The organism is Pseudomonas sp. NLJ1 (assembly GCF_049486705.1).
Classification (GTDB): Bacteria; Pseudomonadota; Gammaproteobacteria; order Pseudomonadales; family Pseudomonadaceae; genus Aquipseudomonas; species Aquipseudomonas inefficax.
Genome location: NZ_CP137735.1, coordinates 4,339,820 through 4,361,451, shown reverse-complemented (window position 1 = coordinate 4,361,451; position 21,632 = coordinate 4,339,820). Strand labels below are relative to the sequence as shown.

Annotated in this window: 11 protein-coding genes; 5 read left to right on the top strand and 6 right to left on the bottom strand. The window is 56.0% G+C overall.

Going from position 1 to position 21,632, the window contains the following annotated elements; translation table 11 throughout:
- Positions 1-175 precede the first annotated feature (175 nt).
- From R9B85_RS19765 to R9B85_RS19745, 5 genes are all read left to right on the top strand, one after another.
- Complete coding sequence (locus tag R9B85_RS19765) at positions 176-1,687, top strand: hypothetical protein (RefSeq protein ID WP_313853398.1); 1,512 nt, start codon at positions 176-178, stop codon at positions 1,685-1,687.
- 135 nt (positions 1,688-1,822) lie between these two features.
- Positions 1,823-4,270, top strand: a complete 2,448-nt coding sequence (locus tag R9B85_RS19760; RefSeq protein WP_423770490.1) for an acyl-CoA dehydrogenase — start codon at positions 1,823-1,825, stop codon at positions 4,268-4,270.
- Positions 4,271-4,370: 100 nt separating this feature from the next.
- Positions 4,371-4,781, top strand: coding sequence for a PA2817 family protein (locus R9B85_RS19755; protein WP_112251868.1), 411 nt, complete (start codon positions 4,371-4,373; stop codon positions 4,779-4,781).
- A 186-nt stretch (positions 4,782-4,967) separates the two neighbouring features.
- Entirely contained in the window at positions 4,968-5,507 is a 540-nt protein-coding gene (locus R9B85_RS19750; RefSeq protein WP_207879759.1) for a fimbrial protein, read from the top strand.
- Positions 5,508-5,565: 58 nt separating this feature from the next.
- A complete protein-coding gene (locus R9B85_RS19745; protein WP_215521116.1) occupies positions 5,566-6,306 on the top strand; it encodes a fimbrial biogenesis chaperone in 741 nt (246 codons plus the stop codon).
- A gap of 2 nt (positions 6,307-6,308) precedes the next feature.
- On the opposite strand, the gene R9B85_RS19740 is transcribed toward R9B85_RS19745, so the two are convergent.
- The 6 genes from R9B85_RS19740 to R9B85_RS19715 form a co-directional block, all read right to left on the bottom strand.
- Complete coding sequence (locus R9B85_RS19740; RefSeq protein ID WP_207879755.1) at positions 6,309-7,829, bottom strand: hypothetical protein; 1,521 nt, start codon at positions 7,827-7,829, stop codon at positions 6,309-6,311.
- A 41-nt stretch (positions 7,830-7,870) separates the two neighbouring features.
- Entirely contained in the window at positions 7,871-10,075 is a 2,205-nt protein-coding gene (locus tag R9B85_RS19735) for an autotransporter outer membrane beta-barrel domain-containing protein (RefSeq protein WP_423770489.1), read from the bottom strand.
- A 138-nt stretch (positions 10,076-10,213) separates the two neighbouring features.
- Positions 10,214-12,223, bottom strand: a complete 2,010-nt coding sequence (locus R9B85_RS19730) for a hypothetical protein (protein ID WP_423770488.1) — start codon at positions 12,221-12,223, stop codon at positions 10,214-10,216.
- A gap of 267 nt (positions 12,224-12,490) precedes the next feature.
- The gene (locus tag R9B85_RS19725; RefSeq protein WP_423770487.1) at positions 12,491-16,291 is read right to left on the bottom strand and encodes a sugar-binding protein; all 3,801 of its coding nucleotides are present in this window, start codon (positions 16,289-16,291) and stop codon (positions 12,491-12,493) included.
- Positions 16,292-16,334: 43 nt separating this feature from the next.
- Complete coding sequence (locus R9B85_RS19720; RefSeq protein WP_423770486.1) at positions 16,335-19,139, bottom strand: hypothetical protein; 2,805 nt, start codon at positions 19,137-19,139, stop codon at positions 16,335-16,337.
- A complete protein-coding gene (locus R9B85_RS19715; protein WP_423770485.1) occupies positions 19,132-21,621 on the bottom strand; it encodes a hypothetical protein in 2,490 nt (829 codons plus the stop codon). The genes R9B85_RS19720 and R9B85_RS19715 overlap by 8 nt, the downstream gene beginning before the upstream one ends.
- Between the last annotated feature and the right edge of the window lie 11 nt (positions 21,622-21,632).

The window sequence follows — 21,632 nt, the reverse complement described above, 5'->3', positions numbered from 1 at the left end:
AACGTCCTTATGCATGAGTGCAGAGGCCAGCAGTGTACTGCAATCGTCCTCCGTTATCGAGATTGACCGCAGCCTTCAAATGACGCGTTTTAAACTTTCAACTGATAAAAATGCCAGTAGACATATAGTAATTACAGCCCAACACTAAAAAATACTCCCTCCTGAGATCCAGCCAATGAGCACACCCTCTCAAGAACTAAACCCAGAATGGGTACTTTATGGGTTTTGCCCGATTGACAAAGTCCACCAGCACTGGAAAAATTTTTACCAAGCCCAATCAACAAATACGCTAAACAATGAAATCATCACTACCAAACGAGATCTGGTTACCGGTGAACGTTGGGAGAGAAGTTCAATTTACCTCGGGCCGACAATACATGAATACGACACCTACTTTCGAAGCGCTACTATCCGCCGTCGAGTAGCAAAAGATACCCGCATCGTGACCAGCAGGGACAAAGGGATGCGAGGAAGCACCATCAGAGAGCTCAGTGATTACGGGCCCAGAGATGAAAGCACACTCACCTTCGTTATCGACCTGGACAGCAGCTACCTGACCCTCGAATATGACGATGTTTCTGCGGTAAGCTGGCATTGGAAAAAGACGCCAAAACTGAGCTGGAGCGGCGCCCCCGAGGACATGTTGATCTTTGAAAGGTACTATGCAGAACAGAAGAAAATCCTCTTGACCCGCTTGCCACTGTTGGTGCACAAACTGAATCTTTGGATTTACCTTGATTTCAGTATAAAGGATACCGTGCAGTGGATGGCCTACACATTGCCCTATGAGGAGCCCCCTGCCCCCCTGGCGCTCCCTGAGCAACAAATAGATAATGTCAACTTGATCATGTCCCTTGTTGCCAAATATTATCCCATCGTTGCGGGCGGCACCCCGCCGAGCGATATAGGTTTTTTTCCCGGCATCATCTTGCCTCCCCTCGGTTGGCTGTATACCGAGGGGGGCTTGATGTATCCGGATGTATTCGTGGCAACATTCTCCAACATCGACCCCAACAACATGAGCAACAACCACCTTGGCGATACGCCTGAGCCATTGCGAGCGGTTCCGCTGGCCACGACCATCTCCTCGACCGCAGGGCCACAGAAGCTGATAGCCACCCCGCAATCTGCCAAACCTAATTGGAGCGTCGAGCAACCGGGCGCAGGATCGATCAAGACCATTGACGGCGTTCAGCACTATCAGCCCCCCGCGCCCCTCAGCCCTAACGCCATTGTCAACCCCGATTGCAAGACCCTCATCCCCGCCATGCTCAAAAGCAGTACGCGGCAAATACTCCTGCCGGCGGTGGCCGATATTCTCAAGGCAACCGCCAGTATCGGTGAAGCCCACGCCACCTGGGTATCGGAATACTTCGCTCAAACGCACTATTTCAAGGCCGCGAAACAACTAGGCAAACTGCAACTGTCGATGTATTACACCTCGATGACAGGCAACGAAGTGACCGTGCCATTAAAAAACATCACCTGGCATGTTCTGGCAGGCAACGGCAAGGTCAACAGCCAAGGGGTATTCACGCCTGACAGCGAGGCGCCGTCACCCTGCACGGTGATATTGGCCGTGGATGTTGACGAGACCGAGGCGGATCAAAGCTGGTACTGGGCCATGACCATCATTCCACACCCGTTCCTCGAGGTAGACGCCATGCTCGAGCTTTTCAGCGACTAGCAACTGCCTCTCCCAAGCATCACGGCACACGAACTCCGCCAACCATACTCTGTCACTGTTCTGAGCAGGCCTTTGCAGCCAGGCTGTCTACGCTTGTTGCATCGGCTTGAAGCCCACGGTCACGGAGAAAAGACTATGTTGCTGTTGTGGTTGGCGGTCATGGTACTAGGCGCAGCCTATCTCACCCACCGGCGCTTGCCGCCCTTGCAGATACTCGGCGCGGTGGCAATCTATGTGCTGCTGATGGGCCTGTTCGGCAATGCACCCGGCTGGCTGTTGGCGGTATTGTGGCTGGCGCTGGCACTCAAAGCCGCTTTGCTCATGCTGCCGCAGTGGCGCCGCCAGGTGCTCACACGCCCTGTTTTCAACTGGTTCCGGCGCACGCTACCGCCCATGTCGCAGACCGAACGCGAGGCCATCGACGCCGGAACCGTGTGGTGGGATGGTGAACTGTTCAGTGGCCGCCCCAACTGGCAAAACTTGCTCGACTACCCGTCACCCACGCTGACAGAAGAGGAGCAGGCGTTCATCGACGGCCCCACCGAACAGCTCTGCGCCATGGTCAGCGACTGGCAGATCGGCCAGGATCTGGACCTGCCGCCCGCGGCTTGGGCCCATATCAAGTCCCAAGGCTTCTTCGCCCTGATCATTCCCAAGGAATATGGCGGCAAAGGCTTCTCGGCCTATGCCCATTCCCAGGTCGCGATGAAGCTCGCCACCCGTAGCGGCGACCTGGCCTCTACCGTGATGGTGCCCAACTCCCTGGGGCCTGCCGAACTGCTGCTGCACTACGGCACCGAAGAACAGCGAAACCACTATCTGCCGCGCTTGGCCCGGGGCGAAGAAATTCCCTGCTTTGCCCTCACCGGCCCAATGGCCGGTTCCGACGCGGGCGCCATGCCAGATACCGGCGTAATCTGCCAAGGGCAGTGGCAAGGTGAAACCGTGATCGGCCTGCGCCTGAACTGGGAGAAGCGCTACATCACCCTGGGGCCCGTCGCCACCCTGCTGGGGCTCGCATTCAAGGCCTACGACCCGGACCACCTGCTGGGTGACCGCGTGGCGCTGGGTATCAGCCTGGCATTGATCCCTACCGATACACCGGGCGTGGAAATCGGCAAACGCCACCTGCCCCTCGGTGCCGCATTCATGAATGGCCCCAATAGCGGCAAGGATGTCTTCGTACCGCTGGACTTTCTCATCGGCGGCAAGGACATGCTCGGCAAGGGCTGGATGATGCTGATGAACTGCTTGTCGGTCGGCCGTTCGATCTCGCTGCCGGCCGTTGGCACCGGCGCGGCCAAGTACACCAGCCTGGTGACGGGGCAATATGCCCGCATCCGCGAACAGTTCAACGTACCGCTGGCCGCGTTCGAGGGCATCCAGGAGTCCCTGGCGCGCATCGGCGGCAACGCCTGGCTGATGGACAGCGCACGCTTGCTGACAACCAAAGCCGTGGATCTGGGTGAAAAACCCTCGGTGCTGTCGGCCATCCTCAAGTACCACCTCACCGAACGCGGCCGCGAATGCATCCGCCACGCCATGGACGTGCATGGTGGCAAGGGCATCATCATGGGGCCCAACAACTACCTGGGGCGAAACTGGCAGGGCGCGCCGATTTTCATCACGGTCGAGGGCGCCAACATTCTCTCGCGCAACTTGATGATCTTCGGCCAGGGCGCCATTCGTTGCCACCCGTTCGTACTCCAGGAAATGGCGCTTGCCGGGCGTGAGGACCACGACCAGGCACTCGGCGAATTCGATGACCTGTTGCTGAAGCACATGCTGTTCGCGGTCGGCAATGCCGCCAGCACACTGGTGCTTGGCCTGGGGCTGGGCGCGCTGGAAAAGGCCCCTGGCGACAGGTTGAGCCAAGGCTACTTCCGCGCACTGAATCGCCAGGCTGCCGCCTTCGCCCTGCTGGCCGACCTGTCGATGATGTTGCTGGGCGGGGCGTTGAAGCGCCGCGAGCGATTGAGTGCCCGCTTGGGCGACGTATTGAGCTACCTCTACCTGTCATCTGCTGCACTCAAGCGCTACCACGACCTGGGCTCGCCAGAGTACATGCAGCCGTTGCTGCGCTGGGCGCTGGAGGAGAGCCTGGGCCAGGCGGAAAGTGCCTTGGACCGTTTGCTCGACAACTTCCCCAACCGCTTCGTCGGCTGCGCCTTGCGCGTGCTGGTATTCCCGTTTGGGCGCCGCCACACCGGGCCGAGCGACGAACTGGATGCCGAAGTGGCCGAGTTGCTGGGGCGCCGCAAGGGCGACCCTGCCCTGGAGCAGCTGTTGGCCGGCTGCTTCCGGCCCGAGGCCGACGGTGATGCGGTGGCTGCGTTGCAGCGTGCATGCGATGCGCTGGACGACACCGCCCCCTTGCACAAACGTTTGGCCCAGGCGCTCAAGGAGGGCGTGGTGCAGCCAGCGCCGGGGCAGTGCCCGATCGATGCCGCTGTGCAAGCGGGTGTCCTTCAACAGCAAGAAGGCCAGCAGCTGCAGGCCGCCGAGCAAGCGCGCCGGGCGGTGATCGCAGTGGATGCCTTCGACAAGCAATACTTGCAGCCCATACCGGGCCAGGTACGCTGACCAGGTTTCAAACAGGGCCGCCAAGCGGCCCTGCCAGGCTTTCACCTGGCCACAAGCCACGTATACTTCGCGCCCGTTTCAACATTTCGAGGACCTCACCATGGCCACCCCTAACCTGGACTATCACCTGCAACTCCTCCAGCACCTGCGCACCATTCTGGTAGCGCTGGGTGAAGCCGACCAGGTACCAGAGGAAAGCCACGCCCTGTTCCTCGAACGCTTCGACGAACTGCTCACCTTGCTGCCTCAGGACCCGCTGGAAAGCCAATACCTTGGCCAGGACCTGATCTGCCAGGTCATTCAGCGCTACCCACAAATTGCCCATCTGGTACCCCGTGACCTGCTGTGGTTCTTCGGCGGCGACTGCCTGCATTTCATGCCGGACGAGGAGCTGGCGCTTTATCAGAGCCTGGAAGAGCGTCGCCATGAAGCCGAGCAACGCGGTGAGCCCTTTGACTGGCACCAGCAAAAGCAACTCCTCAGCCAGGCAGGTCAGCCCACCGATGACTGAAACCTGTGGCGACTCTCAGGCAAACGAATGATCCACCACACATGCTGATTTAACTTACATACCCGCCGCCTCCGCCCTCCTAAGCTCCCCGTCCCGGCTGGTTTCACAAGACCAGCCGGTATCGACAGATCCGGCCTGACGCCTGTCTGATGTCAGGCCTTCCTATAGAGAACGGGGATAACAGTCATGCAAAAGTTATTGGTAACCGCGGCCCTGGCCTTGGGCCTGAGCAGCACGGCATTCGCCAACACGGGCAACATTCAATTCAAAGGGGCGATCACCAGTGGCACCTGCTCGATCGAAATCATCGACCCGGTAACCGGGGGCAAAATGGATAACGTCCGAATGGGCAATGTCGCCAGCGGACGCTTCAACACAATTGGCGACGAAGGCAACTCTCACCCTTTTGCCATGCGTGTCACTCCCGGCACTGGATGTGATACCACCACCAACCAGGGCTATGTAACGTTCAAAGACAAATACGGCGCTGTAGGCGCTGCCGGCGAGCTGCACGCACTGGTCGCTGGCGGGGCAACCAACCTGGGCCTGGCCATCAAGGACAATACCGGAACCCTGATTGCCAATGGTAGCGAGTCCAAAGCCTACGACCTGGACGACAGCGCCCCGACCGACATGCTGTTCTACGCGGCCTACCGCGCCTTCGGCATCCCTGTCACGGCAGGCGACGCGAACACGGACATCGGCTTCGTCTTCGATCTCAAGTAACACCGTTCCAGGCCGCACGATGTGCGCCTGGATCCACCCGCTACACATGGGCCTTCACATGAAATCCATCCAACCCTCCCTCGGCTTGCGACAAGCCATGCTCGGCCTTTGTCTGGCCGTTTGCCTACCTGCCGCCGAGGCAGCCCTGACCATCAGTAATACACGCGTGGTCCATGCCAGCGACGCGCGCAGTTCTTCGGTCGTGGTCGCCAACCCGAGCACCAAGGTTTTCGCCGCCCAGACCTGGGTCAATACCCACGAGGACAATACCGACACCGCCGTCCCCCTGATTGCTACCCCCAGCCTGTTCCGTCTGGACCCTGGTATGGAGCAACTTGTGCAGATTCAGAACTTGCCGAACGACCTGCCAACCGACAGGGAATCCCTGTTCTATTTCAACCTGCAAGAGATTCCACAAGTACAAGACCGCAGCGAAAACGTGCTGAACATCGCGATGCGCACACGCATCAAGGTGTTCCATCGCCCAAGCCAGCTAAAGGGGCGCCCTGAAGACCATGTCAAGCACCTGCAGTGGTCGATACGCAAGATTGAAGGCGTGCGCCACCTGGTGGTGAACAATCCTTCCCCCTACCACTACACTTTCAGCCGCCTGGAGTTGAGCGATGGCAAGCAGACCGAGAAAGTGCGCAGCATGGCCATGGCTGTGCCATTCGGCGAGCAAACCTACCGTCTGAGCAACACCGCCTTGCGAGCAAAGTTGCAACTCACGTTTTCCACGATCAACGATTATGGTGTCGCAAGCGCTGCCACCACTGCAGTGCTACAACTCGACGAATGAAATCAAGGCAACACTTCCAGATCTTGCGAGCCCAGGTTCGGTGCAGAGGGCCACGTGTGGCCCCCATCGAAGCTGACCGTTGCAAACAGCTGCAGCCTGGATCCCAGCTTGAGCGTCTGCAGCCAGCTCTTGGGCACGACCAACGTATCATCACCGCCAATCAGTCGATCCCTGATTTCATTCTCATTCACCTGGTGGGGTCCCACCTCAAATGTCACCGGCTTGGTTGGGTCAATGCCTTTGAGGTCAATCCTGAGCACATGATCCGTGCTTACATAGGCCCATGTACCGATGCGAAGGTGCGCCTCATCGGTAATAACATCGCTTAATTTCAAGTAGCCCACCTCCGCTTCGTTGATCTGCGGAATCGGGTAGTAGGGAGCAAAGGCCAACACCCTCACCTGTCGATGCGGAGTGACCGACTCAACTACCTGACCATCGAAGGTGGTGACCTGATAATAAAAGGGCAACGTTTTGCCAGATTGCATGGCGAGCTTGTCCCGGGGGATCAGGAACTGCCCCTTGACCTCTGACTCTTCCAGGGTCAACGAGCCCAACTCACCGGGTTCGCCCCATTGCAGCACCAGCGTGTCTTGCGGATAGACCTCCGCCTCCTCAGGCAGTACTCCAAACAGGTCGCCAGTCAAGGCTTTCAGATCAAGCGTGAGCGTAGCTCCCGTGCCGCTTGCTTTCGGTAGCTCCGGCCACGGTAACTGCCGAGGAACAATTTCTGCAGCGACATCAAGATCGACGATACGCGCACGGGGGCTCTGGTTGCCCGCACGGTCCTTGATACGGTAATACGCATAGCGCACACCATCCTCGCGGTCACGAATCATCTGGCCGTCGAACACCAGTTTCACTGGTTGGCCGATATCTGCCAGGTTCAGGGTGCGCTCGCCCGCGTACTCCTCATCGTTCAGCTTACGGTTCCAGAAGTAAGTGATCGTGTCACCCACCGCAAGTACCTTGTAATCAGGCACCAGGGCCTCCAACTTATCGCCGTTGAGTGCCAGGTATTGGGCTGTCACGCCGTTGTTCAAGACCTCGTCCGGAAACACCAACATGCCTTCATCCCCGCCGAGTGCAGGCGGCTCGCGGTCGATTGTCAGCTGTAAAACCTTCGATCGGCCGGTTTCCCCATTGTAGATCTGAACCTCGTAATGAAGCGTTGGTCTGCCGTGCAACAAGTACTCGGTTCCCACTTCAATGATCAAATCCGCAGGCAACACTTTCGATGTGAAGGTTCTCGCTGTGTGTACAACGCCATTCCAGTAAAAGGTGAGGGTTTCAGGATCGTCCTCACTGGGAAGCGAAATTGGCCACATGGGTATCTCTACACGTAACGGACCTACCAGAGCGTCAACGGGAAGCAGGTTAGGCTGCCCGTCGGCAATGTCTTCCAGCATCGCCTCCACTATTGGTGGTGCAAGGTCTTCACTGCGCCGCTCAACCAGACGGCGCCCGAAGAGGCGATCTACCCACGCTTGGAACCGGACCCAAAACCGACGAACACTCTTCATGACGCCTTCTCCAACGGTAGATCAGTAGCCAAGGCGAGCACTTACCAGCTGTAGTGCACGCCCAGGTTAACCCCCCAGGGCTGCTCGAGCTTGTCGCCATTGCTGTAATCGAAATCAGCATGCACCTGCCAACGCTCCATCAGCGAAACGGCAACCCCCACACCTAGCTCCCCACGAGAGCCGGAAAGGTCGTTGTCGAAACGATGCTGGTTGACCTTGACCTGGTTGTTGGTGACGAACTCATGCACATACGCCATACGTACATAGGGCTGGGCCACACGCCCCTCGCCCAGATCGAAATTGCGCCCCACGGTGGCACCCGCCTTGCCCAAGAGGGATTGGGTATCATCGTTGCTGGCCTTCAGGCCGTTCTTCATTCGATAACTGTCGCCCTGGATATTGACCGCAGACCATTGGGTGAAAGGCTCGACGAAATAACCAGATTCCAGGGGAATGTGACGGCCGAACTCCAACGAAGCACCTACACCCACGTTGTCGTAGCTGCCCTTGGTCCGCGTACCATCACTCAGATTGACCTTGGCATCGTTGTCGAAACGGTTGAGTTTCACCACACCGTCGAAGTAATAACCGCTAGCTGCATCCAACCAGGTCGCATAAAGGCCGAGGTAGTAGCTTTTCACCTCGCCAGAGGCGCCCCTCGCAACGTTGAGGTCCGACGTGCTATAGCCTGCCAAAGCCCCTGCCAACCACTGCCCATCCCCCCACGGCAAGGGCGCATCCGCCCCCAGCGAAACACCCTGCTGGTTTTGCGTATAGGCCACACCCGAAGATTCGGATACGTTGTATTTGTTGCCGTAGCTGCGCATCCAGGCGCCAGACTTACGCTCATCCAGCCGCAATTCGCCCATGCGGCTACGCAGCGAACTCAGCTCGCCGTACCAAACGGTCGGGGCGGTGCCGAACAGAGCCAGCGCAGCGCCGGTGCTTGGGCTGATGATCTTGCGCGACCCATCCAGGTACCAGTCATTACCGCGCTGTTGCAGCTCGTAGGAAAATGCACCGAGGTCAACCGGGCCATTGACCAGCGAAAACTGCGCATCACCCGCATCGGCATGCACGATATGCAACGAGTTTTCACTTGCCGGCTCGTTACCGCTACTTCCTACCAACAAACCGTGACTGCCGGTGGCGGTACCGATCTTCAGGAAGTCGGTTTCTCCCGTGGCAAAATCAGCATCCATGATGAACGTGCCATTGCCACTCAGCGTGCCCAGTTCCAGGGTCAGGAACTGCCGCGGCTCGCCCAGGCTGACCAAGCCGCCATTCATGGCCAGGCTGCCCACCTGACTGTCTTCGACCATGTTCCAGCGCCCTTGGTTGTTGAGGGTAAGCCCGGCAACGTTCTCCAGCCGACCGGTCAGGCTTGCCTGGTTATCCAAAGTCAGATTGGCGGTAGAGCCTGCTTCGGCGCGCACATCACCTTGCAAGTGGCTACCCTCGACGCGCATGTCTGCCCGTGAGCTGCCAACCACTTCCAGCAAGTTACCGTTGCCTCCCACCAAGCTGGACCCAGGTCCCACGACAATGTCGGCCGAGGCACCTGGCAGCTCTGCACGACCGACAAGAATCGCCGGGCCTTGCTGGCCCTCGACGCGCGTACCTTGCAGGTTGATGCTGGCGGCGCCCGTAGACGTCGAGCCATTCACCCGCAGCCCTGCACCGGTACCGGTGATCGTGCTGTCCTGCGCATTGAGCGTACCGCCTTTGAACATATCCACCGCAGGGCGGTTTTCGCCGGTAGCGACCAGCGTGCTGCGGGTGACATTCAACGTAGAGTCCTGGCTGATATAGGCGGCGCCAAGTTTGCCCTGTACATGGCTATCAGCAACGGTTGCATTCGCACCGTTGCCTTTGCCATCGTGGTTGAGCCGAACACCGTAGGAGTCGGCGATGATGGTGGCGCCGTTACTGATGGCGGCGCTGCTGCTGGCCGCCAGGTCAACCCCGTTGCGCACTCTGCCTGAGTTCACGGTGCCGCCATTCATGTTGAAGGTGGTACCGGAGCGCAGGAGGACAAAGCCCATGTCCGCTCCAATGGCATTCAAGGTGGCGCCGGGCTTCAGTTCATAGTCATCGGGCGGGGTACCCGAACCAATGGTGCGCTGCCCTTCCACCTGGGTAAGCGCCTGGGCATGGGTAGCGATTGCCAGCGTCAACGGCGCCAGCAAAGCCCAGGCCATGGCACGCTGGGGCCGGACAGTGATATCAAGGATGCAAAAGGGCATGGGCAATTACCTCAATCTGGCGGCCACCGTGTCGCCGTGGCCGCTCATGGCGAATGAAGTGCGCGAAACTACGCCTCATTTTCCGAGTTTTATGTAGGAATAGTCTGATTGCGACTAGCTACTCCCAAGCAGAAGTACCTAGGGCAAGTCGCAAGGATCAGTGGTGCCATGCATTGCAAACTTCGCCATGCCCACGTCCGAAATGACCGGCACCCGCTTCCCCGAAGCGGTCAAGACTGACTCGAATTCATAACGCACGAAGCCGCGCCCACTATGGTTATTGCTATCGAAGTCGTAGATTGGCAGGACGTAGTCTTCGTAGGGGATTCGCCAATCGAAACCAGTGACAGGGTGATCCGTACCCAAGGTGATTTCCTCATCCCAGGCGACAACCTCCTCGTCACCCGAAGTACTGTGCAATGCCCACCAGTAAAGGTGCACCTTACTACCGGGCTTCAACCCATACTGGCTGAGGTTCTTCACGCTGACGAGGATAGCTGGCGGAATCGAAGGGTCAGTAGGTATGTCGAGGGCATTACAGGTCATCCATCCGCTTGCATTGACGCCGACGAATTCAGGTGCATCGGGATGGATGACAACCGCATTGACCACAACGTCCTGACTTTTTGAGATCCCTTTGTTGGGTACTGAGGCGCGGCTGATCTCATAATGAACCGGCACAGTAGTATTACCGGTTCGATTTATATATTCCCAGAGAATCACGACTTTCTTTTCATCACCGGCTTTGTCTGTATCGAGGACCTTGTAATCGACGCCCACAATATGCTCGCCCCCCCAGAAGAATTGCACCACATCATCTTTCAGAAGCCCTTCATAGAGCTCAAAGCGCAGCTCTGCGTTTAACCTATCGTGCTCCGGCCCCAAGACGTCAGGTGTTGTTGAGCCGTCACCATATACATGGGGTAATGGCAAATGCGGATTCACAGGGTCAGGCCATTCCGGATCCGGGTCAGGCCCCGGATCAACCGGCCCGATCATTTCAAAGTTCACATCCACGCTGTTTGTGGCATTACCTTGAATCTCGATACCGCGACGCACCTGGTAACTGACGTTTATCGTTTTTGTGCCCTCTTCCGGCTTACCGTATTCATCGCGGACAACGGCTTTATCAACCGAAACGAGTATCGATGAACCTCCAAGACCAATTGCCCTCCACCCCAGGTCTTTGTTCCCCCAACGAGGGTTGAACTCATCGGTAGGTTTGGAGTTCTTGATTTCGGGAATCTCGATGATGATACCTAGCATCGCATCTTCACGGTCGATCAGACCATCGTTGGCCAATGGCACCTGCGGAGGCAGCAAGACGGTAGGCAAGGCACCAAGTGTGATCGATACGTCTCTCACCAGGGAAAGAGTGTCGTTCCCCGCCTTGTCCCTCAACAGGTAGACCACATAGGCCTGTCCATCGCCGAGCGCCTCGAGGGTAGCCTCACGGATTGCGAGCTTTTGGTCCGCCTGGATCACTGACGCATCGCCTTCCGGCACCAAGATAGGTTTGCCTACCGGAACTTCCTTGGTGACCCACCAATACACATGATCACCCACTGCCCTATCGGAATACTCTGGCAGCGTCAGCTCAATGTTAGCCACGTTGGTGTCAGTGATGACCGGGAGAGGCGGCACTTCTTCAGCTGGCTGCCCTTTATTCGGGCCCAGGCGATCAAAACGTAGCGTCAGGGTATTCGACGGTTGCGGAGGAATGCCGTTATAGAGTTCGATTTCATAGAAAAACAGATGATCGCCATCGCCCCCATAACTTGGTTCTTCCTTTTCCAACTTGACAGGAAGCGGGAATTTACCCGCGTCAGCTGCCTCAAATCGCCCACTGAAAATTTCTTGTTTTGGCCCCGAAGCGCCGACTTGATGATAAACATGCAACGTATCGAACTCACCTGGAGGCGGCGCCAGGTTCCACTTGTCGATTTCGATGACCAAATCTTTCGCGGGGTCCTTCAAGATCTCTGCCCAGACCGTTCCATCAGTCGCGTCCGCTAATACACTCGGGTCCACTCGCGGTGCCGGATCAGCCAGCGTGCAGGCGTTGCGCTGCACTCCATCTCGCTTCTGCTTCCGACAATCACGGCGATTCAGTTCCGCATCACTGTATATTCTACCCAATCGACTCATGGTATTGCTCCGATGGTGAGAGTTGAAGAAACGTGCCACCGACTCTGACCCCATTGCAGGCGCACCACAACTAGCAGTTTTATCAGCTTGACAAAATCGGACAACAGCAAAAGACCCGGATTTTCGGAGTCAGGCACGATCACACATAAAAAACCGCTACTTCACGCCAGCCGATACATCCAACGATGACACCGTGCAGTCGCGAAATAGCGGTATATTTAGAACTTTTTTAACTACGCTTTCACACCGCGTCAGGATGGGCGCATTTCAAACGGCCGCATCAGTGCCTGACTGGCTGATCAAACGATCTGTCGCATCATAACCATAATCGCCGATACGGCCATCAGGGAGTGACACCTGACTCAACCGCCCAAACACATCGTATTCCAAAACCCGCTGCTGCTCATCCCGTGTGAGATTACCATCTTTATCATATGTAAATTCAATGAATGACGGATAATCCTCATGAGAATTGGTCATGGATGTAAGCTGTGCAGGGTCAAGCTCATTTTCAAAGTTGTAACTCGCCAGATTCTTGAGTTCGACCGTCCCTGTCGCATCGAAGAAGCGTGTGGTGACAAAGGTGATATTGTCCACTTCATCAAATTCAAAGTCCTGGCTATTGATGATCTTGCCGTAAGGGTCCTCTGGCGACAATGGCCCACTACAGGTATAACTGATCAGCCGAGCGCGAGGATCGTAGCCACAGTGTTCTTCACGCAAGGTGACCTTGTTACCCAGCAGTTTTCGCTCCACCAGCGCGTCACACCCATCATAACGCTGCATCAGGACCTGAACTTCGCCCGGCATCCGGAAGATACGCTCACACTCCCGATCAAAATCGTCGTAACTCAAAATCGTCTCTAGCCATTGCTCACCATCAGTGGTTTTGAAACTACGCATACGTCCCAACTCGTCGTAGGTGAACACGGCATGGGTGGTGCCAAGCGACGTCGATTCCAGGCGACCTGCCTCATCGTATTCATATTTTTGCCTGGCACCGAAGACATCGGTATAGCCCAGATCACGCGCACGAAGGCTTTTTTCATAATGCATTTCGTATAGCTCGCTGCCTCCGTCGGAGCGGCTTTCATAGCGAAGCTCGCCAGTACTGAAGTAGTCGCGCTCAATAACCACACCGTTTTCAACGCACTTCATCAGTCGTGCATTCTTCCGGTCGTAAACAAAGCTGTCATCCACCCCTACTGAACGCCGCAAGATGGGCTTTTCGGAAAGTTTCGGAACATAATCGTAGTCGATCAGCCCCCCCTTGGGCGTCTTCACCTGGCTAGGCTTAAGTTGGCCCTTTTTATAGAAATAGTTCTTGGGTCGGCCACCGGTGATAGACCGGATCATGCGACCGAGCCCATCGAATACTTGCTCGCCCAACAGTTTTCCATTCACCGATATCTTGACCGGTTTATCCTCATCGGTATAACGCGCATAGTCGCGCAATACCACGCTGTTGTCTGCCAAGGTGTGCTTGACAAGCCGATCAAACGCATCGTATTCAAAGCGTGTGATCGCTTGACGCGCATCAACCTCTCGCACCGTCCGCCCCAAGCCATCGTAATAATAGCGATGCAGGCTTTCCCTACCGCCATTCAGCCGCACGCGTTCAACCTGCACGGGCTTGTCGAACACATTCAGCCAAGTGATGCTTTTGCCAGTCTTGAATTTGCCATCTTTTGTCTGCGTCCAGCTGGTCTGGATTGGCCTTCCCCCCGATGCCACTGTGCCAATCGGGTCCGTCACATCGTAACGCCAGATATGGTCAGGGCCAATTTCACAATATTGCTGGCCCCAGGAATCGAACAGCATCGTACTGGAAAGCACCAGGTCTTTATCCCCCAACCAGTCATACTCATCCTCGGCAATCAAATTGCCCAGCGGATCGAAGTAAGCCTCATAGTTCGTCCGGAACGTATCCCGCCGCGAGGCTTGCGCCGCATCGGCGTCATACCGCTGGGTTTTGACGACTTTGTTGTTTCCATTGACGTATGTCTGGGTGGCCACGCCGCTGACGTTATACTCAATCTGGCTGGCTTGTTGGCCCAGGGTGGAGGTAAGGAAGTATTGATAACGGCGAGAGGCCTCATAGTCGGGATCATCGGGTGACACGGTCTCCTTGACGACGCGGCGCAGCCAATCGTACTCACAGGCAATTTTTACATCGTTATCATCCTGGCTCAGCATCGGTTCACCGAACAATACCGAATGCTGAACCGTTATCTCCTTGCTGGAATCACGTAGCTGCCCGTCCTCCATCACTTCGTCATGATCAAAGCCGATAACCGTCTGAGTTTCTTCAAGTATCGGATGTGACTGTGGTGTCAAAATCTCATAGCCATACGTGGTCAGTGTCTCTTGTTCATTTCGCACAACCGTCTGGGATTCAATACGGCCATGACGCAAGCTGTCCGATGTCGACCTGATATGCACGTAGTTTGTTTCACTCAACAGCCCACCGGGTTCCATGCTGCCCTCGTACAGGCTCTCGCGCTCCACTTCCAGCCAGTACTCGCCCAGCTTGCGTCGGAGCGTCCGATCGAGTTTGGAAACGATACAGTCGATAGGCGTATAACGATAATGCTTGAGCAGCACCCTGGCCTGCCCTTCCAAGCCCGGCTTTTTGCTAGGCGTGGTGGTGGTCGACTTGACACTGCGCTGGAACCCTTGCGGGTCCGGTGGGCAACCGTCCTCACCGTCCTTGTCGTAGTAGGCGTAGGTGGTGACGATGCCGTTGGGCTGTTCTTCAAGGATCAGGTTGCCATGTTCGGGATCGTACTCGGTGGTGGTGACTTCTTCACGCAGGGCGGTGCTGTCGCTTTCCAGCCGCCAGCGCTGGGTCACGGTGTAGGGCTGCTGGAAGTTGTTCAGCTGATACTCGAAACCGACGTTCGGGATTTCGTGGTAAACCGTCTCGGTTTCCTGGATATGCCAGTCCTGCTTGCGCGCATCTTCCGTCACATCTTCGATGACATCGCCGTACTGCGCGGTGGTTTGCAGGGTCAGCAGGTGATGGCGGTTATAGCGGTAGCTGGCCTTGCGCAACTCTTTGCCTTCGCTGGCCTCGCTGACGTGGACTTCATAGAAGTAATCGCTGCTTGCCCGGTACAGGTTGTCCTTGTCCTTTTCCCAGTTCAGCCCGCTGCCAAAGCCCAGGAAGTTGCGGTCGTTGGGGTAGCTGTAGGTGGTAGTCAAGGCCGGCTGATTGGCAAGAGGATCGACCGTGTGGGTTTTGACCCGTGGGATGCGGGCCACTGGGGCGCCGGCGAGGAGCTGGTGACCGGCATCGTCGTAGGTGATCGTCTCGATGCTGCCCAGCGGCGTCTCGACCCGGGTCAGGCAGGTCATGTTCTGCGTCGTGGCGCTGTTCTCATATTTGAACCGCCAGCTACCACGATCATGGCTCGGCAGGGTCACGCGCTCTACCCGACGGTCCTTGAGCGCTACCTCGTAACGGGTTTCGCCGAAATCTGGGTGCAGATGGTAGGTGATCAGGTTGTTCTCATAGGTGACGGACAGCAGCTTCAGGCCGCTACGGTCGACGATGCTGGACAGGCAGCGATGTTCGCCGAACCGGCCTTCATGGCTCAGCTCGATCCAGCGGCCCGATGGCGCATAGACCCGATGAGGCACGGCAATATCGAGCCCGCCCGAGCGGATGACTTTCAGCTGTTCCACCATGCCCGTGCGGTGCACGATCCTGTACTCGCCGTTGCCATCGTCCAGGAAGCGGAAGCTCTTGAGCTTCTGCTCGCTGATTTTCGGTTCGGCGCCACCGCCATCGACATGGAATTGTTCGCCGGTGTGTACCTGCAGCGAGCTGGTGGTGGGGGTGTAGCGGCTGAGGTTGAGGGTCCAGCCCTTGCCAAAGCCAGTGTCTTCTGGCGTCAGGGCATTGAAGGCCAGGCGCAAGGGGAGATTGGGGCCGATCAGGTAGTTACCGACCAGTGACAGCAGTTCGATGCCGAGGGTGTACTGGCCGGTGCGTGGGTCGACGCTGTGATTCAGGAAACTTAAAAAATTGAACGCATTCGAATGGACGATCGGTTGGCTATTCATACAAATAAACTCTGCTCGTGTAGGAAGCGCGGGGCGAACTTAGCTAGTTCACACCCGACTGCAATTCAAGTAACAGTTTGTTGCGCCGATGAGCACCCACTTCGTAATTGAATTGAAGGTAGTGGCGATTACCTTCATTATCTACAAGCATGAACTTGAATGGCCGATCCAACCCCTCGGGTATCTCATAGAGTTCAGGACTATCTTCCGGATGACGGTACGAAAAATTCGACAGCCGAACCAGGCCCACCATAAACTCACCCCGTGCAGGCCCTTGATGGTCTGCAAAATCATCTCTCAACTGAACACGGCGCTGTGCATTCAACCGCTGCAACCACCCAGACAACGTAAACTTCTCATTTGACTCACTGCCTCCCAAGGCAAAGCACGTATAACTTACGCCTCCTTCAGAGAATTGCTCTGACTCCCAGCGTACGGCGGATTTATTGTCATCGGGGCCCAGCACCACACTTACAAATGGAATACGCACGCCTTGCCGTTGCAGGTTGAGTCGGTAGCTATCTTTCGTCCACTCCATGTAACTGAACGTATCACCGTCATAAATTTGACCATTCGGGTCCTGATCAACACGAGTGACCCCGACAGTGTAAGCGTCAACTGAATAAGCCGGACGCTCCACCCCCTGGAGCTTGACCACCCCATTATCTGAGGATACGACTTGCGAATTAAAAGGCATATCATCAGCCGCTCGGGTAAAAACAGCATAGAACTCCTGCGCCAGCACGCTCGTCGTTTGCAGATAGTATCGTTTATACACCGTAGCCTGTTCATTATGGAGCTCGGCAGCTGACACCGCGCCAGAGCCAGTCAACATTGCATAGCGAGGGTTATGAAGCAAATTGACTTTCCAGGAACCTGGGTCAGAACTATCCTCGGGGGGTGTAAAGCCCACATCGCCTTCAATAATTGGCAGTTCGCTGCCACCCCTCGAGTAGAACCTGAGCGTACTGAGGTCTTCCGGGCTGACCTTAACGTCCGGTTCCCCTTCATTTACCTTCGTTTGAATGGTTACCAATACCTCGATCTGCTGCAGGCCATTGGCATACCCTCGGCCCGCCCCTGTTGCCTTCACATAGAACTTGTCCAAATCCACCCAACTGGTCGGCTGTATGGATTTGGCCGTGCGTGTACCGTGCTCGATAATTGCGTAACCGGTAAACTGATCGTCCTGGCTTGCCATGACTACACTGCAGGACCTTGTCGAAGCTGCGGGTGGTGTATAGCGCCCACTGTTTTCATCGATATGACCGTCTCCGAAAACCTCCCATCTATAGCCGTCAAGGTTGACGCCTGGTTTTGCTCCCCAGCTAACTTTGAAGTCCATTGGGCCGGTGGTGTGTTCCCTGCGCACGTAATGCGGGGTTACCACCCGGGCCGCCGGCCAGACAATCATGACCACGCAGGCGCTGCCCGTCACCTCACCATCGGTAACCTCAAACTGCTGTAGCCGAACCAATGGTAGAAAAGTGTCTGATATATGCGGCGTAAAGCTATTCTCTGCACCTTCCGAGGCACCGAACTCGCCCCATACCTCACCCACCACTCTCCACTTCAAGGTTTTGCCATTCCCTCCTGATGCTCGCATCTCGATCGCCGGCTGACCGAGCTCCCAGACTGCAAGCCGCGGGTAGATCTGAATCGCCTCACGGGCCTCCACCACCAAGGCTGTACCGGATGATTCCTCTCCAGTTTTCTGCCCGTCCACCAGGACCAGTTGCGTTTGCTTGACAAACTCCGTCGACGCCTTGCTGGTGTAAACCCCTTCCTGGGTCATGCTGCCGCTGGCACTGGTAAGGTAGGTATTGGTCGCGCTCCAGTCCGCATTGGCGACACCCTTCAAGGCAAAGGCCTGAGTATTGCCTGCGGCAAGCGTTGCCAAGGCAGGCTCGACTCGACGTGTTTCCGGGGTGTCTTCCAGACTACCCAGCGTTACACCATTTCTGCCTTTCATCTTCCAGGTAAGTTGCCGCTGGTTTCGCAGGCTCAGTGCTTGAGCCGCGACAGTGGCAGGGTAGCCACACTTGTCAATGTAGTCCGCGCCCAATATGGCCACTTGCGGGCCCGCATCACGCGTCAACCAATAGGGTAACGGAGCGTTGGGCAACGGCAGGGTTCCCTCTTTGACATCACTGTTCAATTGCATGAACAACAGCACCGCGCCATCACCCTCGGCATCAGGCTCCGCTGTCCAGGGGGCGGGTTGTGTCAGCACCTTCACATAATTAGGATCGAAAGCGCCGTAACCGCGAAGATCCCAGCTAAGCAACTCGCTGACCGGCATCGTCTTGAGCCACTTACCCAAGGCATTCGCTATGACTTGCTGGGCGTAATCCGTGCGCCCCAGGTTGCAGCTGAATTGCTCGGCACTGGACCAGTCAATGTTCACGGTCAGGTAGCCGTTATCACTATCGACAGCAGTGCTCACCTGAACCCGCGCTTGTAGATAGAGCCCCATGCCCTTGACGATGTTTGAACTGGACTCGATCAACGGCGGATGACCGGGCAGCCTGGTAACCACTGTGAAGTCGCCTGTAATCAACTCCAGGCGCGCATTGACCCAGTCGTCCAGCTGGTTTGTTCTGCTGAAGTCCAGCTCAGGTGGCCCCATGACCAGCCCGGAAAACTCAGCCCATTGCCGGCCACCATTATGGATGGCAAAGGTATCATTGAACGCAGGTGAAAAGCTTTGCAGGCGATAGCGCTCAAGAAACCGCTCTTGCAGTTGCAGATCCAGGGCAGCTTTGCTCACGCCAAAGATCGCACCCCAGCCCAGCGTTGAATCAACTTCAATATTGGCGCTTGAACCCTGCACGATATCATTAGCCATGAGACACCTCCTGAGCTGCGTCACCGAGAATACTGTTCAATTTTTCCAGCGAAACAAATGGCACCGGAATGATCTTGTAGCCGAAGGCCTGCAGGTCAATTATCTCCTTGCCGTCTTCATCGTAGGCCAACGTAATATGTAACCCTGCAACGGCGATATAATGCTCATGTACACCTGCCTTCGGCGTATAGACTCCCGTGTTCTCGTCAAGCGTCCCTTTACCCACCAGCAAACGCCACCATACTTCCTCAGGTTGTATCTGGCGTTCACCTCCGGTGAATGTCTTAGTCCAAAGTCCCATTTGCAATGCAGCCGTTTCCCCTCTCGACTTAGCCTCCTGGACCTTGACGAAGTATTGTCCTACCGACATCAAGGGAACAATCATGGCTATTTCGTTCGAAACACCGTGGGACGCACTCTTGATCATCACTTTGTCCACACGCAACACGTAATCCAGCAGGTCCTCCAGAGGAGATGACCAGCCTTCCTCAGGCACCTTAATCTCCGCTTTATACTTCCAGATCTGTTGTACAAGAGGATCATCGTCCGTAACCACGTCGCCTTCCGCATTACCTTCGACTGTTGCCGTCAATGCCTTTCCATCAACTGATGCTGCCCATAGGGTGAACTCGGCTCCTGTGGCAACACTCGCCACCAAAGGGAACACCGAGAGCGGAGTAGCTACCACGTTGACCAAAGCCTTGCCCGTCCACTCCCCTTTACTGGCAGTTACAATCACCCGCTTGAACGTGTGCCCAAAACTTTCGGCAGGCGGTGGTGTATACACACCATTTACGATTTCTCCCGCATTTCCCGTATCACCAGGCACATTTTCGACATCCCAGTGGAATCCGCTGGAGGCGGGTTCAATTGTGAATGTGAAAGGCACCCCCGCTGCGACAACGGGCATCGCGGGCGTCAGTGTGTATTCAGTGCGTGCAGCCGACAGTTTGCCCAACACACACATGTCACCGGGCACCCGCAAGACGTCGGGCTCCACAACACTTTCATCACTGAATAGCAGCCCGTTGAGCCGGAAGGCATCGAGCTCCAAACCCAGGGCCCTGAGGTCTTCCTGCAGCCATTCGAACTTTTCACGCATGTCCTGCCTGACGCTAACCAGACCCTTGTTGTATTCATCTCTGGCTACTACATTATCGCTTCCACGAACACGCTGATGTACGGTATCGAAGGTGTAATTACCCGACCCTGCCTTGAGCGCTATGTGTTTACGCCCGTCAACGGATGTCAATGACCACTGAAAACGCTGACTGAACGTCCAACTCGAGATGTAATAGCCTTCATAATAAACACTGCTCCATCCTGTACCTTGATGGTGACTGTAACGCCCGGTCCCTTCACACTCCTCTGTGGAACCCCTCCAATTCACGGCAAAATCTTCGCCAATAATTTCAGCACGCAAACGCTGATCGTCCCCCGCTACGTATTTCGAAAACTTACATTCAAACTTATCTACCTTGAACCCTCTCCAAACATTTGACTCTTCATAGCCATCTGACTCCCACGCGTACTGCATGCTTCCATTAGTCGCATAGTAGGCGCGCACCAACTCTCCCGGTTTAGTGCTCGGCTTGAACTCTACCCCTTTCAACTGTTCACGTTTGCCAAGCTCATGGACAAACAATTGCCTGAGAATCAGATCATTGGAAAGTACCAAGTTGCTCGTATACTCCCCCCCCTTGGGCAACAGGTACATCATGTCTTTATTGGGACCGTCCCCCGCCTTGTTCCCTTTCAGCGCGACGAATATCAAGACCAGCCCGTCTTCAAAGCCGTCGCTACCCCAGACATTTGCCTCGTCACCTGCCTGGGTGCGGATGATGAAAACCCCAGGCTGCAATGCATCCTCGTCGTTGAGCCTCAACTGGCTCAGAGGGTAGACCTTTTCTGATTCTTTGAAATTTTCGTCAATATAGTTTTGCAAGTGCTTCGCGAGAATCGCAGCCTGAATGTCATTATCAACACCATTAAAATAGCTCTGAAGCACGTTTTTCGCACTCATATCGAGTACGACTTCACCCGCCTTGCCCACGCCACCAGTAACCGCTTTGAGCTTAATATCCATCTGCAGCGTCGGCCCAACCAATCCATCAACCATTGCGACACGCATGATTTCTCGCCGAGTGGTGCCTGGCGGCTGTTCAGCCTCGATCATCTTCCCCGATACACTACGCAACTGCAAACGCGCCATCGAATCGTCAATCGAGGCATTGATGAATGACAACACTGGCGTAGTGACCTGCAGACTCTCGAGATAGTGATAAACCCTGCCAGCAACCGTTTCGACCTTATCGTCGATTAACGGCAGGTAAGACTCGTTAGCGTGAAAACGATCGATATAGTCTTGCTGCATTATCTGATTAGTCTTACCCCTGGCGAACGCCAGCACCGCATCCCAGCGAAAGGTCTGAGGCTTTTCCTTCATTTTTGTTATAAATTCTTCTACAGTTTGCTTTTTCATGGTACCTCCTG